The sequence below is a fragment of the Rhodopseudomonas sp. AAP120 genome (assembly GCF_001295845.1).
GTDB lineage: Bacteria > Pseudomonadota > Alphaproteobacteria > Rhizobiales > Xanthobacteraceae > Rhodopseudomonas.
Genome location: NZ_LJIC01000027.1, coordinates 65,342 through 91,383 on the forward strand (window position 1 = coordinate 65,342; position 26,042 = coordinate 91,383).

Genomic DNA, 26,042 nt, shown 5'->3' on the forward strand with positions numbered 1-26,042 from the left:
CGCTCCTCGCAATGACGGGAGAACGATTACCGCGCTGCGTTGAACGCTGCGAAGCCGCGGTCCAGATCGGCCTTGAGGTCGTCGGTGCTTTCCAGGCCGATGTGCAGCCGCAGCGTCGGGCCGCCGGGGTTCCACTTGGTCGCGCTCCGATAGGTCGCGCAATCGAACGGGATCACCAAGCTTTCGAAGCCGCCCCAGGAATAGCCCATGCCGAATAGCCGGACGGTGTCGAGCAGGGCATCGACGGCCTTCTGCGGCGCGTCCTGCAGCACGATCGAGAACAGGCCGGAGGCGCCGGTGAAGTCGCGCTTCCAGATCGCGTGTCCCGGGTCGCTCTGCAGCGCGGGGTGCAGCACGCGCTGCACTTCCGGACGCTCCGCCAGCCAGCGCGCCATCTCCAGCCCCGACGCCTGATGCTGCGCCAGCCGCACCGACAGCGTGCGCAGGCCTCGCAGGGCCAGGAAGACGTCGTCCGGACCGGCGCAGACGCCGAGCTGACGAATGCCGTCCGCCACCTTCGGCCATGTCGCCTTATTGGCCGCGATGGTGCCGAACATGATGTCGGAATGGCCGCCGATATATTTGGTGCCGGCCTGGATCGAGATGTCGACGCCTTGCTCCAGCGAGCGGTGATACAGCGGGGTCGCCCAGGTGTTGTCGTCGATCACCAGCGCGCCGCGCCCATGCGCCACCGCGGCGATTGCCGGAATGTCGGTCATCTCGAACGATTGCGAGCCGGGCGCTTCGACCATCACGGCCGCGGTGTTCGGTTGGAACAGGCTCTCGATGCCGGCGCCGATCAAGGGATCGAAATAGCTGGTCTCGATGCCGAAGCGTTTCAGCGTCTGCTCGCAGAACAGCCGTGTCGGCCGATAGGCGTTGTCGCACACCAGCAGATGATCGCCGGTCTTCAGCACCGACAACAGAGCGGTCGAGATCGCGGACACGCCGGATGGCGTCAGTCCGACACCGGCGCAGTGCGGACCTTCCAGCGCCATCAGCGCCTGCTGCAGCGCCTTGGTGGTCGGCGTGCCGTGGCGCCCGTAAGAATACTCGCCGCGATGGGCGTGCAGATCCTCGGCGGACGGATACAGCACGGTCGAGCCGCGCACCACCGGCGGATTGACGAAGCCCTTCTGCGCTTTGGTGTCGCGCCCGGAGGTGACCAGGAGGGTCTGCGGGCTGAGCGGCGAGGTGGTGTCGCCGTGGTCGGAAGAATCCATATCGGGCTCGCTGATGAGGGGCCGCGGTCGCTGCGCGCGGATCGGCGCTGCGGCTGCCTGACGATATGTCTAATAGCAGTTCTGGGAAGTTGGCCGTCAACCCCTTGACCCGGCGAGCAACTCGTTCTGTGATGCAACCAAGCTGTCAGGACGCCGTGCGGAGGGACTCGCGCCGATGTCGACCCCGGGGTCAACCCGCACGGAACCGCAGCGATGGTCATGCGGGCGTGAAGCGCCGACCCAACGGCTGCTCTGCCGCAGGCCACAACCAGCACACATCATTCATTGCCGGCTGACCCGGCAAGTCATGCTTCGAAAGGCTTCTTCATGAAACGCGTATCCCTTGTCGCCGCCGCCGTCGCCGCCTGCTTCGCGGCCCACAGCGCGGACGCGCAGACGCTCAAGACCGTGAAGGATCGGGGGCTGCTGTCCTGCGGCGTCAGCCAGGGATTGCCGGGATTCTCGTCGCCCGACGACAAGGGCAACTGGACGGGTCTCGACGTCGATCTGTGCCGCGCCGTCGCCGCGGCGATCTTCGATGATCCGACCAAGGTGAAGTTCGTTCCGCTGTCGGCCAAGGACCGCTTCACCGCGCTGCAGTCCGGCGAGATCGACGTGCTGTCGCGCAACACCACCTGGACGCTGTCGCGCGACACCTCGCTCGGCGTCAACTTCGTCGGGGTGAGCTATTACGACGGCCAGGGCTTCCTGGTGAAGAAGGCTCTCAAGGTCAATTCCGCGCTGGAGCTCAACAGCGCGTCGATCTGCGTGCAGACCGGCACCACCAACGAGCAGAACGTCGCCGACTACTTCAAGGGCAACAACATGAAGTACGAGGTGATCGCCTTCGCCAATGCCGACGAGGCGATCAAGGCCTATGAGTCCGGCCGCTGCGACGTGTTCACCTCCGACGTCTCGCAGCTCTACGCGATGCGGCTCAAGCTGACGACGCCGCCCGACCACATCGTTTTGCCCGAAGTGATCTCCAAGGAGCCGCTCGGTCCGCTGGTCCGCCACGGCGACGACCAGTGGTTCGACGTCGTCAAGTGGACGCTGTTCGCGATGGTCAATGCCGAGGAACTCGGCATCACCCAGGCCAACGTCGCCGAACAGGCCAAGTCCGACAAGCCGGAGCTGAAGCGGGTGTTCGGCACCGACGGCAATCTCGGCGAACAGCTCGGCCTGACCAAGGACTGGGTCGCGCGCATCGTCAAGGCGACCGGCAATTACGGCGAATCGTTCGAACGCAACGTCGGCACCGGCTCGAAGCTGGAGATCGCCCGCGGCCTGAACAAGCTGTGGAATAAGGGCGGCATCATGTACGCGCCGCCGATCCGCTGAGGCGCGGATCTCGGCCGTGGCGATCGAGCCCCGACGACCGCCGGCGCAGCTCGGCGCCAAACTGCGCCATGCGCTCGGCGGACGATCCGGCTGGAAGGGGCTGGTGGCGCAGCTGCTGTTCGTCGCGGCGCTGTGCTGGATCGGTTACGCGATCGTCGACAACGCGCGCGAAAACCTCGCCAACCAGCGCATCGCCTCCGGCTTCGGCTTCATGTCGCAGACCGCGGGATTCGGCGTCAGCCAGACGCTGATTCCCTATGCGGAGTCCGACAGCTACACGCGGGTGTTCCTGGTCGGGCTCGTCAACACGTTGCTGGTGTCGGTCGTCGGCATCTTCTTCGCGACCGTGCTCGGCTTCCTCGTCGCGCTCGGACGGCTGTCGCCGAACTGGCTGATCTCGCGGATCTCCGGCGGCTATGTCGAGCTGGTGCGTAACCTGCCGCTGCTGTTTCAGATCCTGTTCTGGTATCTGGCCGTGCTCGGCGCGCTGCCCGGACCGCGCCAGAGCGTGTCGCTGTTCGACAGCGTGTTCCTCTCCAACCGCGGCATCGTCGTGCCGCGGCCGGTCGGCGAAGCCGGCCTCGACGGCTTCCTGGTCGCGCTGCTGATCGGCATCGTGGTCGCGATCGTGCTGCCGATCGTGGCGCGGCGGCGGCTGTTTGCGACCGGCAAGCCGATGACGGTGTGGCCCTGGATCGTCGGGGCGCTGATCGGCCTGCCGCTGGTCGCGATGCTGATCTTCGGCAAGCCGTTCGGCTTCGAGATCCCGGTGCTGAAGGGCTTCAACTTCGCCGGCGGCTCGCGGCTGCCGCCGGAATTCGTCGCGCTGACGCTGGCGCTGTCGACCTACACAGCGGCCTTTATTGCAGAAATCGTGCGTGCCGGCATTCTGTCGGTGCACAAGGGGCAGATGGAGGCGGGCGCTTCGCTCGGCTTGTCGCGTGGCGCGACGCTGCGGCTGATCGTGATCCCGCAAGCCATGCGCGTGATCCTGCCGCCGTTGACCAACCAATATCTCAACCTCACCAAGAACTCGTCGCTCGCGGTGGCGATCGGCTATCCGGATCTGTTCTCGGTGTTCGCCGGCACCACGCTGAGCCAGACCGGGCAGGCGATCGAGGTGATCGCGATCACCATGGGGGTCTATCTGGTGATCTCGCTGATCACCAGCGGGCTGATGAGCCTGTACAGCTGGCGGATCAACCGGAGCATGGGCGCATGAGCGAGCTCGGATCGGTGACGCCCGCGTTCGTGCGCGATCAGGAGGTGCAGCCGCGGCCCGCGCCGGTGCGCACCACCGGCTTCGTCGCGCTGATGCGGGCGCGGCTGTTCAGTTCGCCGACCAATATCATCCTGACGCTGATCGGCGTGCTGCTGCTGTATTTCATCGTCGTGCCGCTGGTGAAGTTCCTGCTGATCGACGCGGTGTGGACCGGCAGCAATCGCACCGCCTGCCTCGCCGAAACGCTGCATCGCGACGTCGGCGCTTGCTGGCCGTTCGCGCAGGCCAAGCTGTCGCAGTTTATCTACGGTTTCTATCCGCAGCCGAAGCGCTGGCGCGTCGACCTGACCTTCGCGATCGCCGCGCTGTTGCTGCTGCCGCTGCTGATTCCGCGGGCGCCGGCGAAGACGCTGAACGCCAGCCTGTTCTTCATCGCGTTTCCGGTCCTCGCATTCTTCCTGCTGCACGGCGGCGGGCTGAACGGCTTCGCGGTGTCGTGGATCGCCGACCTGTTGTCGGGCCTGATCGGCAGCCTCGCGGAGGCTGGGGGCAAGCTCGCGAGCGGCGGCGCGTTCGCGATGATCGTCGGCAAGCCGGTCCTGGGTCTCGCCACCGCATTGTCCTGGCTGATCGCGCCGCTGATCGCCTTGCGCGACTGGATCGCCGCGAGCGGCCAGCCGGTGTGGATCGATCTCGGGCTGACCGCAGTGATCGCCGTGGCGGCGGTGGTCGCGCTGAGCGGCGGGCTGCGCAATGGCGCGGGGCCGCTGATCGTGGTGCTCGGGCTGTTCGTCGGCATCGCGCTGGTGATCGCGGTGCTGCGGCTCGATCGCGGCGGGCTGCCGGTGGTCGGCACGCGGCAGTGGGGCGGGCTGCTGGTGACGCTGGTCGTCTCGGTGACCGGCATCGTCGGTTCGATGCCGATCGGCATCGCGCTGGCGCTGGGGCGGCGCTCGTCGATCCCGCTGATCCGGGTGTTCTCGGTCGCCTTCATCGAGTTCTGGCGCGGCGTGCCGCTGATCACCGTGTTGTTCTTCGCCACCTACATGCTGCCGCTGTTCCTGCCCGGCAATTTCACCGTGGACGGGCTGGTGCGCGTGCTGATCGGCATCGCGCTGTTCGCCGGCGCCTACAACGCCGAAGTCATTCGCGGCGGCCTCAACGCGATCCCGCGCGGGCAAGCGGAGGCGGCCAGCGCGCTCGGGCTGTCGTATTGGAAGACGACCGGGCTGATCGTGCTGCCGCAGGCGCTGCGCCACGTCATTCCGGGCCTCGTCAACAGCTTCATCGCGCTGTTCAAGGACACGTCGCTGGTGTCGATCGTCGCGCTGTTCGATCTGCTCGGCCAGCTCCGCGCCGCCTTCGCCGATCCGAACTGGTCGACGCCGACCACGCTGTTCACCGGCTTCGCCTTCACCGGGCTGATCTACTTCGTGTTCTGCTTCGCGATGTCGCGCTATTCGCTGTTCGTCGAGCACCGTCTCAACGCCCATCGGCGCACCTGACCAGAGGATCAAGAATGGCCGAGAAACCGATCGTCTCGATCGCGGGGCTGAACAAATGGTACGGCGATTTCCACGTGCTGCGCGACATCAGCCTCGACGTCGGTCGCGGCGAGCGCATCGTGATCTGCGGGCCGTCCGGCTCGGGCAAGTCGACGCTGATCCGATGCATCAACGCGCTCGAGGAATTTCAGGAAGGCGAGATCGTGGTCGACGGCATCGACCTCGGTCCGAGCCTGAAGCATGTCGACGACATCCGCCGCGAAGTCGGCATGGTGTTCCAGAGCTTCAACCTGTTTCCGCATCTCACTGTGCTCGAGAACTGCACGCTGGCGCCGATCTGGGTGCGCAACATTCCGAAGAAGGACGCCGAAGCCACCGCGATGAAATTTCTCGAGCGGGTGCGGATTCCCGACAAGGCGAACAAATATCCAGGCCAGATCTCCGGCGGTCAGCAGCAGCGCGTCGCGATCGCGCGGGCGCTGTCGATGAACCCGAAGGTGATGCTGTTCGACGAACCGACTTCGGCGCTCGATCCGGAGATGGTCAAGGAAGTGCTCGACACCATGGTCGACCTCGCCGAGGAGGGCATGACCATGCTGGTCGTCACTCACGAAATGGGCTTCGCCCGCGAAGTCGCCAACCGCGTGGTGTTCATGGACGCGGGGCAGATCATCGAGGCCAACGCGCCGGAAGAATTCTTCGCCCATCCGCAGCATGCGCGGACGAAGTTGTTCCTCAGCCAGATCCTGCGGTGAGGCCGGTCAAGGTCGCAAAGCTTCAGCAGTTCAGATTGCGCCTGACGCAGCCGACGAGTAGCGCTTGAGGCGTTTGGCCTCGTTCGCCGAGAACTGCCCGAACACCTGCCTGACGCGAGCGGCCGGCGTCAAATTGTCGGCGAAGCCGCGTCCTTCTCTGATACTCGTGGCCGCGACATGCGGCGCGTACGAGGTGCTGTCGTAGATGGCGTCGTTGAACCGCGGCGGGGGCTCAGCGAACACCGCATTGATGATCACCAGCAGCGCCAGCACGGCGGGGCCGACAGAGACGAAGTATCGGAGGATGGGCATGACGCGTTCCTTGTTGGTACAAGGAAACGCCGTCAGGGATGAAGGCGTCGTTGCCGCCGCCGACGGTCCTTCGAAAGCGGTTCTTGTTCAGTTAATTACGTTCCGAGAATGCGTTGGTTTTCGGCAACGGTCGTGAATTAAAGGTCCACACACCCGTTCGTCATTCCGGGCGAGTGCAGCGCGAGCCCGGAATCGGAGCCCGCTGTTTCGTCCGCCGTCGGACGCTCACACCGCCTCGAACGGCACCGCGATCTTGCTCTTCGTCTCCATCCACTCCGGCACCGGCAGGTTCTTCGACCGCATGAATTCCGGGTTGAACAGCTTCGACTGATAGCGGCTGCCGTAGTCGCACAGGATGGTCACGATGGTGTGGCCGGGGCCGAGGTCCTTGGCAAGGCGGATGGCGCCGGCGATGTTGATGCCGCTGCTGCCGCCGAGGCAGAGGCCTTCGTGTTCGAGCAGGTCATAGACCACCGCGACCGCTTCGTGGTCGGGGATCTGATAGGCGTCGTCGACGATCGCGCCGTCGAGATTGGCGGTGACGCGGCCCTGGCCGATGCCTTCGGTGATCGAACTGCCTTCCGACTTCAGCGCGCCGTGCTTGTAGTAATTATACAGCGCCGAGCCCATCGGATCGGCGAGCGCGATGCGGATGTTCGGATCGAACTGCTTCAGACCGATCGAGACGCCGGCCAGCGTGCCGCCGGAGCCGACCGCGCAGACGAAGCCGTCGATCTTGCCGTCGGTCTGCTGCCAGATTTCCGGCGCGGTGGTGGCGATGTGGGCCTGGCGGTTGGCGACGTTGTCGAACTGATTGGCCCAGATCGCGCCGTTCGGCTCGGTCTTGGCCAGTTGTTCGGCGAGGCGACCGGACAGCTTCACGTAGTTGTTCGGATTGGCGTAGGGCACCGCCGGCACTTCGATCAGTTCGGCGCCGCACAGCCGCAGCATGTCTTTCTTTTCCTGGCTCTGCGTCTCCGGAATCACGATGACGGTGCGAAAGCCGAGCGTGTTGGCGACCAGCGCCAGGCCGATACCGGTATTGCCGGCGGTGCCTTCGACGACCACTCCGCCGGGACGCAGCGCGCCGCGACCGACCGCGTCCCGGATGATGCCGAGCGCCGCCCGATCCTTCACCGACTGGCCGGGATTCATGAACTCGGCCTTGCCGAGAATGGTGCAGCCGGTCGTCTCGGACGCGCGCTTCAGCTTGATGAGGGGCGTATTGCCGATGGCGTCGACGACGTCGTTCTTGATGATCATGATGTCCGAAAGCGTGAAGGCCGGTTGCGGGTCCTCAACCTAGGAGACGCGGCGGCGCGAGACAAGGCAGCCTGCCGCATTGTCGTGCACGGCAGCGGCGCATGGTGAACTGCGCGATCAGTTCGCTTTTGCGAACACCACCTGCCTGACGTCGATGTTCCCCGACAGGAAGCCGGCCTCGCAGTAGGCGAGGTAGTATTCCCACAGCCGGCGGAAGCGATCGTCGAAACCTTGCGATGTCAGGTTCGGCCACGCAGCGCGGAAATTGTCTCTCCAGGTCGCCAGCGTCTTGGCATAATCTTCCCCGAAAATGCGTTCGCGGATCACAGGCACGCCGAATTTCTCGCCGAGCGACTTCAGGATCGCGGGCGAGGGCAGCATTCCGCCGGGAAAGACGTAGCGCTGGATGAAATCGACCTCGCGCCGGTAGGCCGCGAAAAAGCGATCCTGGATCGTGATCGCCTGGATGCCGACCAACCCGCCCGGCAGCAGGCGGTCGCGCAGTTGTGAGAAATATTTCGGCCAGAACTCTTCGCCGACGGCCTCGATCATCTCGATCGAGGCGATGCGGTCATACTGGCCGCGCTCGTCGCGATAATCCTGGAGCTTGATCTCGACCTTGTCGGCGAGGCCGGCGCGCTGCATCCGCTCCTGGGCGAAATCGCGCTGCTCCTTGCTGATCGTCAGCCCGACCACGCGAGCGTCGAAATTCTTGGCGGCGTATTCGGCAAAGCCGCCCCAACCGCAGCCGATCTCCAGCACGGTCTGCCCGGGCCGCAGATCGATCGCCTCGGCGAGCCGCTGATATTTGTTGATCTGCGCGGCGGTGAGATCGTGGGTGTGGTCCTCGAACAGCGCCGAGGAGTAGGTCATGCTCGGATCAAGCCAGGCCGAGTAGAATGCGTTGCCGATGTCGTAATGCGCGTAGATGTTCTTGCGCGCCTGCCGCTTGGTGTTGCGGTTGAACCAGTGCCGCACCACCTGGACGAACCGCATCAGCGGATTGTCGCCGAGCATCGCCTGGATCAACTCGTGGTTGACGCAGAACAGATACAGGAACTGCGTCAGGTCCGGGGTGTCCCAATCGCCGTTGAGATAGGCCTCGGCGATGCCGATGTCGCCGCCATTGATCAGCCGGCTCGCAAACGCATAGTTGTGCAGCCGCATCTCGGCGGCCGGTCCGGGCTCGGCGCCGCCCATCCGGAAGCGGCGACCGTCGGGCAGGGTGACGTCCAGCGTGCCGCGCCGCAGCCGCGCCCCGAAGGCCAGTGCCATCCGCACGACGCGGGGCAGCCCCGTCAGCTGAGTGTCGACGTTGTCTGGGGTGAGTGTCACCAACTCGCGCATTTCAGTTCCATCACAGGGCCTCGCCGCATGGATGGAAGCGCCGGGCTCACACTTTAGGGAGTATAAGCATCGCGCGGGCGGGCTGCAAAGCCGGTCGATGGCGGTGCGGGCGGGCGCGGCACCAGTCGCGCGCCCTTGATCCACAGCCGCAACGCTTCCCAATGGATCGCGGCCATCACCTTCAGCGTCATCAGCGGCAGTGCGACGAACGCGCGCAGCAGCGACGCTGTGGTGAGCGGCCGGCGCCGGCCGTTGAAGGTGGCGGCGAGCAGCGGTCCGGAGGCGTCGGTCTCGAGAATGCGCAGCTTCACCACATCGCCCGGCGGCGTGATGCGGAAGTGATAGCGCATCGCCATTTCGATGAAGGGCGAGACGTAGAACAGCTTGTCCTGCGCTTGTCGCAGCCCTGCGGCGGAGAGCTGGCCGGCCCGGACCGGCAGCACGTAGGGGTGAATGTCGCCGAAGGTGTTGCGGACCTCGTACACCACCAGCGCCAGCATTCCATCTGCCGCGTAGCAGAAATAGACCGACAGCGGATTGAATGTGTAGCCCAGCAGCCGCGGATACGTCAGCAGCAGCACGCGGCCGCCGGTGAGGTCGACGCCCTGGGCCGCGGCGCAGCGATCGATATAGGCGCGCAGCGACGAGCCGTCGCGGTCGCCGTGGTCTTTCTCGTGAAAGCTGTACAGCGCGGGACGATTGACGCCGAACAGCGGCGATATCCGGTCCGCTTCGGCCAGACGATCGAGGTCGATCAGCAGCGACATCACGCGGTAGTTGAAGCGATGCCCCATCGGCTTCAGCCGCGCATGCATCACGTCGCCGACATACAGCGCGGCGGGCGCATCGCCGGTCGTCGCTGCTACGGTGTCGGCTGGAAGGGGCGTCATGCTGATCCGCTCTTATTCTGCCGCCTGGCTGAATTCCGTCGGCGGTCCGCGCCACGGCACTGGCGCGCCGAGATTTTCCGCCACCGCGAGGCCGGAGCGCAGCCCGTCCTCATGGAAGCCGTAACCGGTCCACGCGCCGCAGAACCAGGTGCGACGCTGGCCCTGGATCTCCCCGATCCGGCGCTGCGCCGCAAAGGCCTTGGCGGTGTATTGCGGATGGTCGCAATCGTAGCGGCCGAAGGTCAAGGCCGGGTCGGGCGCGAACGGCGGGTTGAGGCTGACGAACAGCGGCTTGTCGGCGTCAATGCCCTGCAGCCGGTTCATCCAATAGGTGACGGCGACGTCGTTGACCGGCGAATGCGCGCGCTGCCAGCGCAGGAAATTCCACGACGCCCAGGCGCGCTTGCGCTTCGGCATCAGCCGCGGATCGCGATGCAGATAGACGAGGTTCGGCGCATAGCCGATGCTGCCGAGGATCTCGCGCTCGTCGTCGCTGGGATCGCTCAGCATCGCCAGCGCCTGGTTGCTGTGCGCGCCGATCACGACGTGATCATACACGTCGGTGTGGCCGAGACTGTCGCGGACGATCACGCCCTTCGGCGTGCGCTCGATGCCGGTCACCGCCGCGCCGAGCCGCAGCCGGTCGCCGAACGCCGCAGTCAGTTTCTCGACATAGCGGGCGCTACCGCCCTTCACGGTTCGCCAGATCGGGCGTTCGTAGTGCAGCAGGCGGTGGTTGTTGAAGAAGGCGACGAAGTTCTCGGCCGGGAAGTCCAGGATCTCGTGTGCCGGGGCCGACCAGATCGCCGCGCCCATCGGCGCCAGATAGTCGGTGAGGAGTCGCGGCGCATAATTGCGGCTGCTGAAATATTCGCCCAGCGACAGGCCGGCGAGGGCACCCGACTTGAAGTCGGCGACGCTCTGCTCGTTGAAGGTCAGGATATGCCGCAGCATCCGCAGGTAGGACGGCGAGAGCAGGTTGCTGGGTTGCGCGAACAGGCCGCGCGCGGTTTCGAGCCAGTTGGCGCCGCCGCCCTTCCATTCGAATCGGCCCGAATCGGCCGACACGGCGAAGCTCATGCAACTCTCCACCGTCTCGACGCCGAGATGGGCGAACAGGGCGGTGAGATCGGGATAGTTGAGCTGGTTGTAGACGATGAAGCCGATGTCGACGGGAATCGGCGTGCCGTCATAGTCGACCGTCACGGTGTGGCTATGGCCGCCGGCGCGCAGCTCGCGCTCATAGACAGTGATCGGGTATCGCGACGACAACGCCCAAGCGGCGGCATTGCCTGCGATTCCCGTTCCAACAATTGCGACGCGCATTCCTGGCCCCCTCAGCCCACCACTGGTTCCCGAGTTACGACGGGCCTCCGCCGAGGTTTCAGCACCGAACGTGCTGGGCGCGGCGAGTGGGCAGGGTCGATCCACAACGGCAACGAAACAGATGAAATCTTTGTAAGCTTTGCCCCATCTTGAAACCCGGTCAAGTTGGGGAAAACCCCATAAAACAAAGCGATACCTGCGATCGGGCGGCAGCCGCCGCGCTGGCGCGGAAACATTCCGTCACCGGCGTCGCGCCCGACAGGCCTGTGCGACGCACGTGAGGCCGGCTACAATGCGTTCGGGCTTGAGAAAACGTTTTCCGTGAGCAGGTTGCGAGTGACTGGCAGAGAGCATCATCCGCCGTTCGGTCCGGCGCGAGGTGCGCGGCGATCCGCCGCGCCCGCCGACAGGTCGCGCCCTGCATGAGCTCAGCGCTGCGCAGCTTTGGTCAGTCACTGCGGATGATGGCGGCGTCGGCGCTCGTCGTCTCGGCGGGCGGCTGCATCCTCACCAAGGACCTGCCCGACCCGGCGCTGGATGTGCCGCCGCGCTACAAAGCGGTGTCCACGAGCGCGATCGACCGGCCGCCGGCGCTCGACTGGTGGCGCGGCTTCCGCTCGGCGGAACTGACGCAGCTGATGGAAGAGGCGCAGACCGTCAATCTCGACATCGCCGCCGCCACCGCGCGCATCCTGCAGGCGGACGCCCAGGCGCGCATCACCGGCGCGGCACTGCTGCCCTCGCTCACCGGCAACGGCAGCGGCTCGCAGAACAAGACGTCGGGGAGCAATATCCAGAACACCACGATCGCCGGCCGGCGTTACGCGACCTATTCGGCATCGCTGAGCGCCAGCTACGAGATCGACTTCTGGGGCAAGAATCACGACGCCGCACTGGCGGCGGAAGAAACCGCCACGGCGAATCGGTTTGACCGCGACACCGTGGCGCTGACCACGATGGCGAGCGTCGCCAATGCGTATTTTCAGGTGCTGGCCTCGCAGGACCGGATCCGCACCGCGCGCGAGAACATCGCCAGCGCGCAGCGCATTCTCGACGCGATCAAGCAGCGCCTCGCCGCCGGCACCGGCAGCGATCTCGACGTCGCGCAGCAGGAAAGCGTGCTCGCCAACCAGCGCGCCGCGGTCCCGCCGCTGCAATTGACGCTGGCGCAGAACCTTAACACGCTGGCGACGCTGCTGGCGCGTCCGCCCGAAAGCGTCAAGATCGTCGGCGGTTCACTGAACAGCCTGGGCTCGCCGCGGGTGACGCCGGGGCTGCCGTCGGAGCTGCTGACGCAGCGGCCGGACATCCGCCGCCAGGAGGCGCAGCTCGCCTCCGCCACCGCCAATGTCGGCAGCGCCCGGGCGCAGTTCTTCCCGAGCATCACCCTGACCGGGCAGGGCGGTTACCAGAGTGCGGTGCTGGCGTCGCTATTCACTCCGCAAGCGACGTTCTCCAACCTCGCGGCCGGCCTGACGCAGCCGATCTTCGACGGGGGCAAGATCCAAGGTAATTTCGATCTGACCAAGGCGCAGCAGGATGAATTGCTGCAGACCTACCGCAAGACCGTGGTCTCGGCCTTCGCCGACGTCGACAACGCGCTGGAGTCGATCAAGCAGAACACCACGCGGCTGCGGCTGCAGCGTGAGGCGGTGGCGTCGTCGCGGCGCGCCTTCAACCTCGCCGAACAGCAACTACGCGCCGGCACGGCGGACATCGTGACTGTTCTCAACACGCAACTGACACTATTTACGGCTGAGGATACGCTGATCCAGACGCAGCTTGCGCGCTATCTGGCGATCGTCAGCCTGTTTCAGGCACTCGGGGGCGGCTGGGAGCCGAGGATGGAAAGGCCGGTCAATGCTCTTTAAGCCGGACTCGAACGACTCGTCCGGGGCGGACGCCGAGGCCAAAAGCAGCCTGGCATCGCGGGCGCGGCGGCGGATCGTTGCGCTGCTGGTGACCGCGGTGATCCTGGGCGGTCTCGGCTACATCGCCTGGAGCGCCTTCCAGACCAAGCCCGCCATGATGGGCCGCGGCAATGGCGGTCCGGGCGGACGCCCCGACATGTCGGTGCCGGTGCTGGCGGCGACCCCGAAGATCGAGGACGTGCCGGTGTATCTCGACGGCGTCGGCTCGGTCCGGGCGCTGAACACCGTGACGGTGCGGGCGCAGGTCGACGGCAAGCTTATCTCGGTGAACTTCACCGAGGGGCAGGACGTCAAGGCCGGCGACGTCTTGGCCGAGATCGATCCGGCGATCTATCAGGCGGCCTATGATCAGGCGGTCGCCAAGAAGGCCCAGGACGAGGCGCAGCTCGCCAACGCGCGCATCGACCTGACCCGCTATCAGCAGCTCGCGGCATCGAACGCCGGCTCCAAGCAGCAGGCCGACACCCAGAAGGCGACCGTGGCGCAGCTCGAGGCGCAGGTGCGCTCGGACCAGGCGGCGATCGACAATGCGGCCGCGACGCTCAGCTACACCAAGGTGGTGGCGCCGATTTCCGGCCGCGCCGGTTTGCGCCAGGTCGACAAGGGCAATATCGTTCACGCCTCGGACACCACCGGCATCGTGGTGATCACCCAGCTGCAGCCGATCGCGGTGTGGTTCAGCCTGCCGCAGCAGCAGATCGTCCGCGTCAACGCTGCGGCGGCGCAGCGCACGTTGCCGGTCGATGTGTTCGGCAATGACGGCGTCACCGTGGTCGATACCGGGACGCTGAAAGGCATCGACAACCAGGTCGACCAGACCACCGGCACGGTGAAGCTGAAGGCGGAATTTCCCAACGCCAAATATCAGCTCTGGCCCGGCCAATTCGTCAACGTCCGGCTCAAGGTCGAGACGCTCGACAAGGTCGTGGTGATCCCGACCTCGGCGGTGCAGCGCGGGCCGGCCGGCACCTTCAGCTACGTCATCGATGCGGACAACGTGGTGCACGCACGTCCGGTCAAGGTGACGCAGCAGAACGAGACCGAGGCGGTGATCGCCAGCGGCTTGACGCCGGCGGACCGCGTCGTCACCACCGGCTTCGCCAATCTGTCCGAGGGCGCCAAGGTCAGCATCGGCGACGCCAGCCAGGTGCCGACCGCCGACCTCGCGCCACAGAAGCGCCGCCGTGGGCCTCCCGGGGCCGAGGGGCAGAAGCAGGGCGACAACGCCGGCGAGCAAGGCAAGCGCCGCCGCGGCGAGGGCGGAGCGGGTGCGCAGGGGGCTGCGCCGTCCGGGAATGAATCGTCGGGATCGGCCAAGGCGCCGTGAGCGCCTGCCGGTCGCCGGCAAAGCTGAACCCGCAGCCATGAGGTTGCATCCATGAGCGTGTCCGAGCCGTTTATCCGGCGCCCGATCGCGACCTCGCTGCTCGGCGTGGCGCTGCTGATCGGCGGCCTGCTCGGCTATCTGTCGCTGCCGGTGTCGGCGCTGCCGCAGGTCGATTTCCCCACCGTGCAGGTGACGACGCAGCTGCCGGGCGCAAGCCCGGACGTGGTCGCCTCGCTGATCACCGCGCCGCTGGAGCGCCAGCTCGGCCAGATCCCGTCGCTGACGTCGATGAATTCGACGTCATCGTTCGGCGTCAGCCAGGTCCAGCTGCAGTTCGATCTCAACCGCGACATCGACGGCGCGACCCAGGACGTGCAGGCCGCGATCAACGCCGCCGCCGGCGTTCTGCCGAAGAACCTGCCGTACCCGCCGGTCTACGCCAAGGTGAACCCGGCCGACGCGCCGGTGATGACGCTGGCGCTGACCTCGAGCACGGTGTCACTGCGCGGCATGAGCGACGTCGCCGACACCATTTTGGCGCAGCGGCTCGCCCAGATCACCGGCGTCGGCCGCGTCGCGGTGCTCGGCGGTCTGAAGCCGGCGGTGCGGGTGCAGGCCGATCTCGCCCGGCTCGCCGCCTACGGCATTTCGATGGAAGACCTGCGCACGGCGATCGCCGGCGCCAACGTCTCCGGACCGAAGGGCTCGCTCGACGGCGCCCAGCAGGCCTACACCATCGCAGCCAACGACCAGATCGCCGCCGCCGACGCCTACCGGCCGATCATCGTGGCCTATCGCAACGGCTCGCCGGTGACGATCGGCGACATCGCCCACATCGTCGACGGGCTGGAGAACAAGCTGACCGGCGCCTGGTATCAGGGCGAGCCGGCGGTGATCCTCGACATTCAGCGCCAGCCCGGCGCCAACGTCATCGAAGTGGTGCGCGGCATCCGCGCCGAGATCCCCAAGCTGCAGCGCGTGGTGCCGGCCGGGGTCAAGCTCACCGTGGTCAGCGACCGCACCGAGACGATCCGCGCTTCGGTCAACGACGTGCAGTTCACGCTGCTGCTCAGCGTCGGTCTGGTGACGCTGGTGGTGCTGCTGTTCCTGCGCTCGATGCGCGCGACCATCATCGCCGGGGTGGCGCTGCCGCTGTCGCTGATCACCAGCTTCGGGGTGATGTATTTCGCCGGCTTCAGCCTCGACAATCTGTCGCTGATGGCGCTGACGATCGGTACCGGCTTCGTCGTCGACGACGCCATCGTGATGATCGAGAACATCGTCCGCCACATGGAGGAGGGCGAGAGCCCGATGCAGGCGGCGCTGTCGGGTGCCCGGGAAATCGGCTTCACCGTGATCTCGCTGACGATGTCGCTGATCGCGGTGTTCATTCCGCTGCTGTTCATGTCCGGCCTCGTCGGCCGGATGTTCCGGGAGTTCGCGCTGACGCTCACGATTGCGGTGGTCACGTCCGCGGTGGTGTCGCTGACCCTGACGCCGATGATGTGCTCGCGCTTGCTCAAGCACGCCCACGAAGAACGGCAGATCCCGGGCCTCGCCGCCATCACCCGCTGGATCGACCGCGGTGCCGAGGCCTATCACCGCAGCCTGCTGTGGGTGTTGAAGCATCAGCCGGCGACGCTGGTGGTCACCTTCCTGACCATCGCGGCGACGCTGGTGCTTTATGCCGTGGCGCCGAAAGGCTTCCTGCCGCTGCAGGACACCGCCTCGATCACCGCGGTGACGCAGGCCGGCCAGGACGTTTCTTTCGCCGAGATGCAGGCGCGGCAGACCGAGGCGGCGGATGCAATCAAGGCCGACCCGGACGTGGTCGGCGTGGTGTCGGTGGTCGGTGCCGGCTCGGTCAATCCGACGCCGAATGTCGGGCGGCTGGTGATGACGTTGAAGCCGCGCGGCCAGCGCAAGGCGGACGTCGGCGAGGTGATCGAGCGGCTGAAGCTGCGGGTGGCGTCGATCCCCGGCATGACGGTGTACTTCCAGGCGGTGCAGGACGTGCAGATCTCGACCCAGTCGAGCCGCTCGCAATATCAGTACACACTGACCGCAACCGACTCGGCGCTGCTGTCGGAATGGGCCGCCAAGCTCGTCGCCGAATTGCGCAACGATCCGCTGTTCCGCGACGTCTCGTCGGAGGCGCAGGAAGGCGGGCTGCGCGCCGCGCTCGACATCAACCGGCAACGCGCCGGCCAGCTCGGCGTCAGCATCCAGGCGATTAACGACACGCTCAACGACGCCTTCGCGCAGCGCCAGATCTCGACGATCTACGGCCAGGCCAACCAATATCGCGTCGTGCTGGAGGCGATGCCGATCTACCAGAAGGATCCGTCGATCCTGTCCAAGCTCTACGTGCCCGGCACCGGCGACGCCCAGGTGCCGATCTCGGCCGTGGCCGAGCTGAAGCGCACCACCGCGCCGCTGGCGATCTCGCACCAGGCGCAATTCCCTTCGGTCGCGCTCAGCTTCAACCTCGCGCCGGGCGCGTCGCTGGGCGAGGCGGTGAGCGAGATCAAGGTGATTGAAGAGCGTATCGGCATGCCCGGCAGCATCGCCGGGGTGTTCTACGGTGATGCCGCCGAGTTCTCGAAGTCGCTTGCCGGCCAGCCCTGGCTGATCCTCGCCGCGCTGGTGACGATCTACATCGTGCTCGGCGTGCTGTACGAGAGCTTCATTCATCCGATCACCATCCTGTCGACGCTGCCGTCGGCCGGTGTCGGCGCGATTCTGGCGCTGATGCTGTTCGGGCAGGACCTGTCGGTGATCGGGCTGATCGGCATCATCCTGCTGATGGGCATCGTCAAGAAGAACGCCATCATGATGATCGACTTCGCGCTCGAGGCCGAGCGCAAGGAGGGGATGTCGTCCTACGACGCGATCGTGCAGGCCTGCCTGCTGCGCTTCCGTCCGATCATGATGACCACGCTGGCGGCGCTGTTCGGCGCGCTGCCGCTCGCGGTCGAAAGCGGCACCGGCTCCGAGTTGCGGTTTCCGCTCGGCATCTCGATCATCGGCGGCCTGCTGCTCAGCCAGTTGCTGACGCTGTACACCACGCCGGTGATCTATCTGGCGCTCGACCGCATCAACCGGCGGTTCGAGCGCGCGGTGCCGCCGGCGACGCCGTCGCCGCCGCTGGCCGGTGCGGGGGAGGCGCCGTAATGGCCTCGATGTCCGAGCCGTTCATCCGGCGGCCGGTCGGCACCACGCTGCTGGCGATCGGGCTGTTCCTGCTCGGCGTCGTCGCCTACGCGTTTCTGCCGGTGGCATCGGTGCCCAATGTCGACTTCCCGATGGTGATGGTGTCGGCGTCGCGGCCCGGCGCAGCGCCGTCGGTGATGGCCGCCACCGTCGCCGCGCCGTTGGAGCGGCGGCTCGGCGAGATCGCCGGGCTGTCGCAGATCACCTCGACCAGTTCGCTCGGCACCACGCGCATCCAGTTGCAGTTCTCGCTCGGGCGCAGCCTCGACAAGGCGGCGCGGGACGTCCAGGCCGCGATCAATGCGGCGGTGAGCGACCTGCCGACCGACCTGCCGACGCTGCCGACCTTCCGCAAGTTCAACTCCGCCGCCGCGCCGGTCTACATCCTGGCGATGACGTCGAAGACGATGCCGGCGAGCGCGCTCTACGACGTCGCCGACACCGTGCTGGCGCAACGCATTTCGCAGGTGCCCGGTGTGGGCGACGTCACCGTGTCGGGGGCCGACCAGCCGGCGGTGCGGATCGCGCTGAATCCAGTGGCGCTCTCCAATGCGGGCATCGCCACCGACGACGTCCGCACCGCCATGATCAACGCCAATCCGCTCGGTCCCGTCGGCATGTTCGACGGCGACCGGCAGAGCGAGACGATCTCGACCAATCGGCAGATGCGGACCGCGGCGGAGTTCCGCGACATCATCATCAAGAGCTCGTCCGGCAACACGCTGCGGCTGTCCGACGTCGCCACGGTGTCGGACGCCACCCGCAACCGCCGTCAGATCGCCTGGTACAACAAGCAGCCGGCGGTGCTGATCCAGATCACCAAGCAGGGCGATGCCAACGTCATCGAGACCGTCGACCGGGTGAAGGCGCTGCTGCCCGAATTGAAGAAGTGGATTCCGGCCTCGGTCGACATCTCCGTCGTCACCGACCGCACCGGCACTATCCGCGCCAGCGTCGACGACATGCTGTGGACGCTGCTCGCCACTGCGGTGCTGGTGATGGTGGTGGTGCTGACCTTCCTGCGCCGGCTGACGCCGACCATTGCGGCGGGCATTTCAGTGCCGCTGGCGCTGGCCGGTACCTGCGCGGGCATGTGGCTGGTCGGCTTCTCGATCAACAATCTGTCGCTGATGGCGCTGGCAATCGCGGTCGGCTTCGTGGTCGACGATGCGATCGTGATGATCGAGAACATGTATCGCAATCTCGAGCACGGCATGGAGCCGATGCGCGCGGCGATCGAAGGCGCCAGGCAGATCGGCTTCACCGTGCTGTCGATCAGCCTGTCGCTGGTGGCGGCGTTCGCGCCGCTGATCTTCATGGACGGCATCGTCGGCCGGCTGCTGCGGGAATTCTCGCTGACGCTGACCTTCGCGATCGCGGTCTCGACCGTGGTGTCTCTGACGGTGACGCCGATGATCTGCGCGCATTTCATCAAGGCCGAGACCGCGCCGCGCCAGCCGCGCTGGTACGACCGCGTGGTCGAGGGCACGCTCGGCCGCATCGTGCACTTCTACGCCTGGACGCTGCGCGCCGTACTCGGCTTTCCCGGCCTGACCATGCTGGTGTTCCTCGCCACCATCGCGCTGACGGTGACGCTCTACGTCAAGGTGCCGAAGGGCTACTTCCCGATCGACGATTCCGGCTTCGTGATCGGCGCGACCCGGGCATCCGCCGACGTCTCGTTCCAGTCCATGCGCAAGATGCAGGAGCAGCTCGCCGACATCGTGATGGCCGACCCGGCGGTGGCCGGCGTCGGCTCGGTGCTCGGCGGTGGCGGCGGACCGGGCGGCGGCGGCTCCAACCGCGGCACGATGTTCATCAATCTCAAGCCGCTGGCGGAGCGGGAGGACGTCAGCACCCAGCAGGTGATCGACCGGCTGCGCCGCAATCTCAGCCAGGTGGCCGGCATCCGGCTGTTCATGTTCGCCGCGCAGGACCTGCGCGCCGGCGGACGGCAGAGCGACTCCGACTATCAGTACACGATCTCCAGCACCGACCTCGACCTGTTGCAGAAATGGGCGCCGATCGTCGCCAAGCGGATGCAAACCGTCGAAGGCATCACCGACATTTCCAGCGACCGCGACGATGGCGGGCTCGAACTGACGCTGTCGATCGACCGCAACATGGCGTCGCGGCTCGGCGTCGCCGTGCAGGACATCGACAACGCGCTCAACAACGCGTTCTCGCAGCGCCAGATCGCCACGATCTACACCCAGCGCAACCAGTATCAGGTGGTGCTGGAGATCGACCCGAAATTCCAGAACGATCCGACCGATCTCGAGCGCATCTTCGTCGCCGGCAATGACGGCGCGCAGGTGCCGCTGTCGGCGGTGGTGCATGCCAGACGCGGATTGTCGCCGCTCGCGGTGTTCCACTCGCAGTCGATTCCATCCACGACGGTGTCGTTCAACCTGCTGCCCGACGTGCCGCTGCAGACCGCGACCGCCAACATCCAGCGCGCGGTCGACGAACTGCACATGCCCGAGGGCATCCGCGGTTCGTTCGACGGCAATGCGGGGGATTTCGGCGCGACCTCCAACAAGCAGCCGCTGCTGATCCTGGCGGCGCTGATTGCCATGTACATCGTGCTCGGCGTGCTCTACGAGAGCCTGGCGCACCCGCTGACGATCATTTCGACGTTGCCGTCGGCGGGGCTCGGCGCGCTGCTGGCGCTGCAGGTGACCGGCACGCAACTGACGGTGATCGCGTTCGTCGGCATCATCATGCTGATCGGCATCGTCAAGAAGAACGGAATCATGATGGTGGACTTTGCGCTGGAGGCCGAACGCGTGCGCGGCATGTCGTCCGCCGACGCGATCTACGAGGCCTGCATCGTCCGCTTCCGGCCGATCCTGATGACCACGATGGCGGCGCTGTTCGCCGCGATCCCGCTGGTGATCGCGGTCGGGCCGGGCACCGAGCTGCGTCGGCCGCTCGGCATCACCATCATCGGCGGGCTGTTCGTGTCGCAGATCCTGACCCTGTACACCACGCCGGTGATCTATCTGTTGATCGACCGGATGCGGCGGCGGCGCGGCTCCGCGCCGGTCGCCGTGCCGGCGGAGTAAGCGCGATGACGATTGATCCCGTATCCGACGAGGCGCCGCTCGGCGAAATCATTCCGGAGTGCGCGCGCTGCGGCAAGCCGCAGCCGCTGTGCATCTGCGACAGCGTCGAGCCGATCAAGAGCCGCGTTCAGCTGCTGATCCTGCAGCATCCGCAGGAGCAGGACCGCGCCCTCGGCACCGCGCGGCTGACCGCACAGCATTTCAAGGACGCGGTGGTCAAGGTCGGCCTGTCGTGGCCGAGCCTGTCCAAGGCGCTCGGCCGGCCGGTGCACGATCCGTCGCGCTGGGCGGTGCTGTATCTCGGCTCGGCGCGGGCGGCGGAGCTGACGCAGAACCGCGAGATCGTCGCGATCGACCGCAAGGGCGAGGCCGAGCCGCACCAGGACGCGATCCTGCGCGACATCGAGGGCGTGATCCTGCTCGACGGCACCTGGAGCCAGGCCAAGGCGTTGTGGTGGCGCAACGCCTGGATGCTGAAATGCCAGCGCGTCATCCTCGATCCGCAAGCACCGTCGCGCTACGGCAAGCTGCGCAAGGAGCCGCGTCGCGACGGGCTGTCGACGCTGGAAGCCGCCGCCCTGCTGCTGAGCCGCCTGCAGAACCGCCCCGACATCGAAACCACGCTGCTCGCGGCCTTCGACCGCATGCTGGCCCGCTTCCGCGAGGTCCAGGCCGAGCTGCCGGAGCTGGCGCCCAAGCCGAAGAAGAAAGATTGGCGGCGGAAGAAGCGGGGGTAGGGCGAGGGGCCGCGTGTCGGCCGGTTGCCTATCGCGGCGTGGCCGTATATGAGTTCGCCCGTTGGGGCCACGTGGCGGAGTGGTTACGCAACGGTCTGCAAAACCGTGTACACCAGTTCAATTCTGGTCGTGGCCTCCAACCAATCCCCGTATGGACGCATGTCCCGGGGGTGGCCGAGCCGAAGGCTCGTTGGCCGCAGCATCGGCCGCCGAATTCACCACAGCCTGATTGGGCAGAGGCTCAGCCGAATCGACGTGGGCTTGTCGTTTGCCTAGCCTCGTCGCTCAGGACGCGTGCCAGCCCGACGGGAACGGGATCAGCGGCCATTCGATCTGATTGTCGTTGGCGGCGCGGCGCATCGACAGCAGTTGCGCCGGCTGGCGGCGGTTGTCCTGAACGCTTTCGGCGCAGGCCAGGCTGACTTCGTCGAGCAGACGGTTGTATTCGGCTTCACTCATGGATCGGCTCCCTGTCGAGCCGCAATGTGCCGAATATGATTTGGAGTCAGGTTGAGCCGATCGTTCGAATTTTATCGATCGCCGACTTTCAGGGCTTCGCAAATGAGAGCCGCCGCTCGAGCGGCATCGATCGCCAGGGTTGATAGTTCGTTAAGGCGACGGTGAGGTGCTCACAGCAAAAAGCCGCCCAAGTGGGGCGGCTTTCGCGGACCGATCGCTGATACGCAACGCGCGACGGTCCAGATTTTGTACGCTTTACTGGCAGAGGTGCATCAGGCCGTCTTCGCCACGGAACGTGGTCCCCGGCTGACACACGAAACCGTTTCGCTGCGCATAGGACTGCTGGTTCCAGCCATAGGGCTGCTGATTCCAGCCGTAGGGTTCATTCCAGCCGTATTCGGCATCATAACCGGCGCGGAACGGCGCGGTCGCGATGGCTCCGGCCGCTCCAACCGCACCGCCCACGACGCCGGCGGCGACGTCGGCCGGCCAGAACGCGGCGTTGCTGTCGCGCCAGCCGCTGTTGCCCCACTGATCACGGTCGGTGTAGCGGGCCTGGCTGTCGGCACGGCAGTTCGGGTCCATCTGCGAGCAGGCGGTGCTGTGCTTCATGTGCTTGACGCGCTGTTGCGCCGAGGCCGGCGTGGCGGCGGACAAAGCGACGGTGGCCGCGACGGCGGCGAGAGCGATGGTGCGAATCATCGTGTAGTTCTCCCTGTTGTGGATCTCGCGAAGCGTCGAATTCGATGAGCACGAAACGTGGTGCAGGGAGACTTGTTCCGGCGTTGCACCATCGCGGAATCACAGCGACGTGAGGGCTTCGATGGCGTTGCACGCGTAGTTACAACGCTGGCGCGACGAATCGATTTGCACCTTCCATCGCGCGTGCGTAGCGCTCGCAGCGACGTCGGATCCGCGAACTCTCCGGCCACCTTGCGGCGGCCGTAGAATTCGCAAGCTGTAACGGAACGCGTGCGATCCACGTGGGGCACGTGATCGGCCGAGGCTCGGGGCGAGTTAGTTGCGGCGTCCTGACAACATGCCGCCGGCAGCGGTGTAGTTACGAGCGCCGCGCCGCGCCTCGCACGATCATGCAATGCGCGGCGTGACGATTACTCTCGGGGCGGGGCAGGCGGGGGGCTTGTCGGCGCCGGCAGGTCGGTCATGCCGTTGCCGGCGATTCCGTCCACCATGGTCTGGCCGAACATCACGTGGTGCACGCCGTCGCTCTCGGCAGGTGAGTCGTCCTGTCGGATCAAATTCCACGGGATGAAGAGGTTCTTGATGCTGGCCCAAAGGCTCATCGCCGAACGCCCCGATCTCAGTCTGAGTCGGGCTCAATCTGCGGAGCCGAGGGCGGGCCGTCATTGACGGCGCGCAACGCCGCGCAACGTGAGCGCGCCACCCGATGGGGCAATGATCGTCAGCGATATCGGAAAAAGATGTTGGCTCCCCGGGCCGGATTCGAACCAGCGACCAACCGGTTAACAGCCGGTTGCTCTACCACTGAGCTACCAGGGAACGAGCCGAAGCAAGCTTCGCGGGGTGCGTATAACAAAGCCATCCCGGGTTGGAAAGCAGAAATCCACCGTTCGTGAATGTCCTGCGACAGCTTTGTTGGTCCGCGGCCGCGACCGCTTCGTGGCGCTGATGTAGCGATCTGGAGCGGCTGTGGGAAGGGGCGCGGCGATGTTCTCCCCGGTTTCGCAAGATGTTGCGTTTTCGACCGCGTTGCATCATGGATGGCTCCGGCTTCACTCCACTAGGGAACACCGATGTCGGATTTCGCGCGCGCTCGCCTGAACATGGTCGACAACCAGATTCGGCCTCACAGCGTGACCGACTGGCGAATCATCGACGCGATGCGGCTGGTTCCCCGGGAGGTGTTCATGGACGAGGCGCAGCAGTCGCTGGCCTATCTCGACCAGGACATCGATCTGGACGGTAAAGGCGATTACCGCCACGTCATCCTCAATCCCACGGTGACGGCCCGGCTGCTTCAGGAAGCCGACATCGCGCGCGGCGACCGTGTGCTGATCGTCGGCGGCGCGACCGGCTATATCGCGGCGCTGGTCGCCAAGCTCGGTGCCTCGGTCGTCACCACCGTGGACGATCCGGCTCTTGCGGAGCGGACGCGCGCCACGCTCGGCGCGCTGGGCCTCGGCGACATCGCCGTCCGGGTGGCCGAGAATGTGGACGGTGCCCCGAGCGATGGACCGTTCGACGTGATCATCCTCAACGGCGCCACCGAGGTCGAACCGGTCAAGCTCTATGACCAGCTCAAGATGGGCGGCCGCCTCGTCGGCGTGTTCGCGACCAGCCGACCGCAGCGCGCCACGGTGGTGACGCGGTCGCAGGGCGATTTCGGTGCCCGAGTATTGTTCGATACGTCTGTCCCGATGCTGCCCGGCATGCAGCGGGCGCCCGCGTTCGTATTCTAGCGGCTTCGGGCGCTTCGCCCGCGGTCTTCGAGCGGCATAGCCTGGTCCTCCGGAACCGGGCGACGAGCCGCGCGAACACCATTTTCCTGTTTCGAATCAGAAGTGTGGCTTCTAGGCCCCATCCCACAAGTTTCATTCATCTGGCGCGTCCGAGAGGTTCCTTCGCTCCACGCCGTGTCATATGGTGAGCAGGGACTCACGTCGGCCCTCGGCCTCGCGTGGTATTGCGCGGGCCGTCGAGTCGTGCGGTCAAGTGAAACGCAGATTGGATCGCCAGTATGAATCGGATGAAGCGCATCACCGGCCTTGCCACCGCCGGCTTCGTTCTGGCGTGTCTGGGGCCGGTCCCGGTGCTGGCCGATACGATCGAAGCGGCGCTGGTCCGCGCCTATAAGACGAACCCCCAGCTGAACGCGCAGCGCGCCTCGGTCCGCTCGACCGACGAATCGGTGCCGCAGGCGCTGTCGGGCTATCGGCCGAAGGTTTCGATCACCGCGAGCGGCGGCTATCAGTACACCGACGTCAATTCGATCGTCGGCGGCAGCAATGTGCATCTCAGCGGCAGCAACTATCCGCGCGCCATCGGCGTGACCGCGACCCAGACGCTGTTCAACGGCAACCAGACCGCCAACCGCACCCGGGCGGCCGAGAGCCAGGTGTCGTCGGCGCGCGAAGGCCTGCGCGTGCTCGAACAGTCGGTGTTGCTCGCTGCGGCGACGATCTACATGGACTATCTGCGCGACTCGGCGACGGTCGAAGTGCAGAAGTCCAACGTCCGCGTGCTCGAACAGACCCTGAAGCAGACCAACGACCGCTTCAATGTCGGCGAGGTGACCCGCACCGACGTGGCGCAGTCGCAGGCGCAGCTCGCCGCCGGCAACACCCAGCTGCTGACCGCCGAATCCAATCTCACCACCACACGCGCGAATTATCGCCGCATCATCGGCAGCGAGCCGACCGGGCTGGCGCCGGGCTCGCCGGTCGATCGCTTCCTGCCGTCGACGCTGGCGCAGGCGGTCGAGCTCGGCCTGATCGAGAATCCGAACGTCACCGCGGCGATGTTCGGCATCGATGTCAGCTTCCTCAACGTCAAGATCAACGAGGGTGCGCTGTTCCCGACCGTGACGCTGCAGGCGAATGCCCAGCAGGGCTACGAGCAGTCGATCACCACGCCGAAGCAGTTCAGCGCCTCGGCGTTGGCCCAGGTGTCGATCCCGATCTACCAGGGCGGCGCCGAATATTCGCTGATCCGGCAGTCCAAGGAATCGCTGGCGCAGCAGCGTCTCAACCTCGAACAGGTCCGCGACCAGACCCGCGCCACGATCGTGCAGGCCTGGGGCCAGTTGCAGGCGGGCCGGGCGCAGGTCGCCTCGGCACAGGCCCAGGTCAAGGCCTCGGAGATCGCGCTCAACGGCGTGCGGGAAGAGGCCCGGGCCGGGCAGCGCACCACGCTCGACGTGTTGAACGCGCAGCAGGCCCTGGTGAATGCCCGAGTGTCGCTGGTGACTGCGCAGCACGATCGTGTCGTCGCGTCGTACTCGGTGCTGAGCGCGATCGGCCGGCTGGCGCCGCAGGTGCTCGGCCTCAAGACCGACGTCTACGATCCGAGCGTCCACTACCAGCAGGTCCGCGACTCCTGGATCGGCGTGCGCACGCCCGACGGTCGCTGATCTTTCGCGCCG

General features: G+C 66.2%; 20 protein-coding genes and 2 tRNA genes. 12 read left to right on the forward strand and 10 right to left on the reverse strand.

Annotated elements, in window-relative coordinates; all coding sequences use genetic code 11:
• Positions 1–26: 26 nt before the first annotated feature.
• Positions 27–1,223 (reverse strand): cystathionine beta-lyase, encoded by a 1,197-nt coding sequence (gene metC / locus IP86_RS06030; RefSeq protein ID WP_054161607.1) that lies wholly within the window; start codon positions 1,221–1,223, stop codon positions 27–29.
• 327 nt (positions 1,224–1,550) lie between these two features.
• Between metC and IP86_RS06035 the strand changes: the two genes are divergently transcribed.
• The 4 genes from IP86_RS06035 to IP86_RS06050 are packed head-to-tail and all read left to right on the forward strand — an operon-like array spanning position 1,551 to position 6,046.
• Entirely contained in the window at positions 1,551–2,564 is a 1,014-nt protein-coding gene (locus IP86_RS06035) for an amino acid ABC transporter substrate-binding protein (RefSeq protein WP_054161608.1), read from the forward strand.
• A gap of 16 nt (positions 2,565–2,580) precedes the next feature.
• Complete coding sequence (locus IP86_RS06040; RefSeq protein ID WP_054161609.1) at positions 2,581–3,786, forward strand: amino acid ABC transporter permease; 1,206 nt, start codon at positions 2,581–2,583, stop codon at positions 3,784–3,786.
• The gene (locus tag IP86_RS06045; protein WP_054161610.1) at positions 3,783–5,291 is read left to right on the forward strand and encodes an amino acid ABC transporter permease; all 1,509 of its coding nucleotides are present in this window, start codon (positions 3,783–3,785) and stop codon (positions 5,289–5,291) included. Before IP86_RS06040 ends, IP86_RS06045 begins: the two co-directional genes overlap by 4 nt.
• Positions 5,292–5,305: 14 nt before the next feature.
• Entirely contained in the window at positions 5,306–6,046 is a 741-nt protein-coding gene (locus tag IP86_RS06050; RefSeq protein ID WP_054161611.1) for an amino acid ABC transporter ATP-binding protein, read from the forward strand.
• A gap of 30 nt (positions 6,047–6,076) precedes the next feature.
• Here the strand turns inward: IP86_RS06050 and IP86_RS06055 are convergent, their stop codons facing one another.
• From IP86_RS06055 to IP86_RS06075, 5 genes are all read right to left on the reverse strand, one after another.
• On the reverse strand, positions 6,077–6,358 hold the full coding sequence (locus tag IP86_RS06055; protein WP_054161612.1) for a hypothetical protein: 282 nt from the start codon (positions 6,356–6,358) through the stop codon (positions 6,077–6,079).
• A 225-nt stretch (positions 6,359–6,583) separates the two neighbouring features.
• Positions 6,584–7,621, reverse strand: coding sequence for a cysteine synthase A (locus IP86_RS06060; protein WP_054161613.1), 1,038 nt, complete (start codon positions 7,619–7,621; stop codon positions 6,584–6,586).
• A gap of 117 nt (positions 7,622–7,738) precedes the next feature.
• Positions 7,739–8,968, reverse strand: coding sequence for an SAM-dependent methyltransferase (locus IP86_RS06065; protein WP_054161614.1), 1,230 nt, complete (start codon positions 8,966–8,968; stop codon positions 7,739–7,741).
• Between the two features lie 53 nt (positions 8,969–9,021).
• On the reverse strand, positions 9,022–9,858 hold the full coding sequence (locus IP86_RS06070) for a DUF1365 domain-containing protein (protein WP_054161615.1): 837 nt from the start codon (positions 9,856–9,858) through the stop codon (positions 9,022–9,024).
• Positions 9,859–9,870: 12 nt separating this feature from the next.
• On the reverse strand, positions 9,871–11,184 hold the full coding sequence (locus tag IP86_RS06075) for an NAD(P)/FAD-dependent oxidoreductase (protein WP_054161616.1): 1,314 nt from the start codon (positions 11,182–11,184) through the stop codon (positions 9,871–9,873).
• Between the two features lie 422 nt (positions 11,185–11,606).
• Between IP86_RS06075 and IP86_RS06080 the strand changes: the two genes are divergently transcribed.
• The 6 genes from IP86_RS06080 (at position 11,607) to IP86_RS06105 (ending at position 21,599) form a co-directional block, all read left to right on the forward strand.
• Positions 11,607–13,055, forward strand: coding sequence for an efflux transporter outer membrane subunit (locus tag IP86_RS06080; RefSeq protein WP_054161617.1), 1,449 nt, complete (start codon positions 11,607–11,609; stop codon positions 13,053–13,055).
• Positions 13,045–14,442 (forward strand): efflux RND transporter periplasmic adaptor subunit, encoded by a 1,398-nt coding sequence (locus IP86_RS06085; protein WP_054161618.1) that lies wholly within the window; start codon positions 13,045–13,047, stop codon positions 14,440–14,442. Before IP86_RS06080 ends, IP86_RS06085 begins: the two co-directional genes overlap by 11 nt.
• A 51-nt stretch (positions 14,443–14,493) precedes the next feature.
• Entirely contained in the window at positions 14,494–17,616 is a 3,123-nt protein-coding gene (locus IP86_RS06090) for an efflux RND transporter permease subunit (protein ID WP_054161619.1), read from the forward strand.
• Entirely contained in the window at positions 17,616–20,723 is a 3,108-nt protein-coding gene (locus IP86_RS06095) for an efflux RND transporter permease subunit (protein ID WP_054161620.1), read from the forward strand. The genes IP86_RS06090 and IP86_RS06095 overlap by 1 nt, the downstream gene beginning before the upstream one ends.
• Before the next feature lie 5 nt (positions 20,724–20,728).
• Positions 20,729–21,460: a tRNA-uridine aminocarboxypropyltransferase gene (locus tag IP86_RS06100; protein WP_054161621.1), complete on the forward strand. Its 732-nt coding sequence runs from the start codon at positions 20,729–20,731 to the stop codon at positions 21,458–21,460.
• 65 nt (positions 21,461–21,525) lie between these two features.
• A tRNA-Cys gene (locus IP86_RS06105) sits at positions 21,526–21,599 on the forward strand.
• A 146-nt stretch (positions 21,600–21,745) separates the two neighbouring features.
• Here IP86_RS06105 and IP86_RS28985 read toward each other — a convergent pair.
• The 4 genes from IP86_RS28985 to IP86_RS06120 all read right to left on the reverse strand — a co-directional run bounded on the left by IP86_RS28985 (position 21,746) and on the right by IP86_RS06120 (position 23,440).
• Positions 21,746–21,919, reverse strand: coding sequence for a hypothetical protein (locus IP86_RS28985; protein WP_197279652.1), 174 nt, complete (start codon positions 21,917–21,919; stop codon positions 21,746–21,748).
• A 255-nt stretch (positions 21,920–22,174) separates the two neighbouring features.
• Positions 22,175–22,621, reverse strand: a complete 447-nt coding sequence (locus IP86_RS06110) for a hypothetical protein (RefSeq protein WP_054161622.1) — start codon at positions 22,619–22,621, stop codon at positions 22,175–22,177.
• 410 nt (positions 22,622–23,031) lie between these two features.
• A complete protein-coding gene (locus IP86_RS06115; protein WP_054161623.1) occupies positions 23,032–23,223 on the reverse strand; it encodes a hypothetical protein in 192 nt (63 codons plus the stop codon).
• A gap of 142 nt (positions 23,224–23,365) precedes the next feature.
• Positions 23,366–23,440 (reverse strand) — tRNA-Asn (locus tag IP86_RS06120).
• Between the two features lie 254 nt (positions 23,441–23,694).
• Here IP86_RS06120 and IP86_RS06125 point away from each other — a divergent pair.
• Entirely contained in the window at positions 23,695–24,360 is a 666-nt protein-coding gene (locus IP86_RS06125; protein WP_054161624.1) for a protein-L-isoaspartate O-methyltransferase family protein, read from the forward strand.
• Positions 24,361–24,647: 287 nt separating this feature from the next.
• Positions 24,648–26,030 carry a TolC family outer membrane protein gene (locus IP86_RS06130; RefSeq protein WP_502586066.1) on the forward strand — a complete coding sequence of 461 codons (1,383 nt, stop codon included), beginning with the start codon at positions 24,648–24,650 and terminating at the stop codon, positions 26,028–26,030.
• The last annotated feature ends 12 nt before the right edge of the window (positions 26,031–26,042 follow it).

Excerpts from the sequence above, each read along its gene's own strand:
- IP86_RS06115 (WP_054161623.1), bottom strand. The coding sequence starts at position 23,223 with ATGAGCCTTTGGGCCAGCATCAAGAACCTCTTCATCCCGTGGAATTTG.
- IP86_RS06070 (WP_054161615.1), bottom strand. The coding sequence starts at position 9,858 with ATGACGCCCCTTCCAGCCGACACCGTAGCAGCGACGACCGGCGATGCG.
- IP86_RS06095 (WP_054161620.1), top strand. The coding sequence starts at position 17,616 with ATGGCCTCGATGTCCGAGCCGTTCATCCGGCGGCCGGTCGGCACCACG.
- IP86_RS06125 (WP_054161624.1), top strand. The coding sequence starts at position 23,695 with ATGTCGGATTTCGCGCGCGCTCGCCTGAACATGGTCGACAACCAGATT.
- IP86_RS06060 (WP_054161613.1), bottom strand. The coding sequence starts at position 7,621 with ATGATCATCAAGAACGACGTCGTCGACGCCATCGGCAATACGCCCCTC.
- IP86_RS06065 (WP_054161614.1), bottom strand. The coding sequence starts at position 8,968 with ATGCGCGAGTTGGTGACACTCACCCCAGACAACGTCGACACTCAGCTG.
- IP86_RS06035 (WP_054161608.1), top strand. The coding sequence starts at position 1,551 with ATGAAACGCGTATCCCTTGTCGCCGCCGCCGTCGCCGCCTGCTTCGCG.
- IP86_RS06110 (WP_054161622.1), bottom strand. The coding sequence starts at position 22,621 with ATGATTCGCACCATCGCTCTCGCCGCCGTCGCGGCCACCGTCGCTTTG.
- IP86_RS06130 (WP_502586066.1), top strand. The coding sequence starts at position 24,648 with ATGAAGCGCATCACCGGCCTTGCCACCGCCGGCTTCGTTCTGGCGTGT.
- IP86_RS06050 (WP_054161611.1), top strand. The coding sequence starts at position 5,306 with ATGGCCGAGAAACCGATCGTCTCGATCGCGGGGCTGAACAAATGGTAC.
- IP86_RS06090 (WP_054161619.1), top strand. The coding sequence starts at position 14,494 with ATGAGCGTGTCCGAGCCGTTTATCCGGCGCCCGATCGCGACCTCGCTG.
- IP86_RS06055 (WP_054161612.1), bottom strand. The coding sequence starts at position 6,358 with ATGCCCATCCTCCGATACTTCGTCTCTGTCGGCCCCGCCGTGCTGGCG.
- IP86_RS06080 (WP_054161617.1), top strand. The coding sequence starts at position 11,607 with ATGAGCTCAGCGCTGCGCAGCTTTGGTCAGTCACTGCGGATGATGGCG.
- IP86_RS06085 (WP_054161618.1), top strand. The coding sequence starts at position 13,045 with ATGCTCTTTAAGCCGGACTCGAACGACTCGTCCGGGGCGGACGCCGAG.
- IP86_RS06075 (WP_054161616.1), bottom strand. The coding sequence starts at position 11,184 with ATGCGCGTCGCAATTGTTGGAACGGGAATCGCAGGCAATGCCGCCGCT.
- IP86_RS06100 (WP_054161621.1), top strand. The coding sequence starts at position 20,729 with ATGACGATTGATCCCGTATCCGACGAGGCGCCGCTCGGCGAAATCATT.
- IP86_RS28985 (WP_197279652.1), bottom strand. The coding sequence starts at position 21,919 with ATGAGTGAAGCCGAATACAACCGTCTGCTCGACGAAGTCAGCCTGGCC.
- IP86_RS06045 (WP_054161610.1), top strand. The coding sequence starts at position 3,783 with ATGAGCGAGCTCGGATCGGTGACGCCCGCGTTCGTGCGCGATCAGGAG.
- metC (WP_054161607.1), bottom strand. The coding sequence starts at position 1,223 with ATGGATTCTTCCGACCACGGCGACACCACCTCGCCGCTCAGCCCGCAG.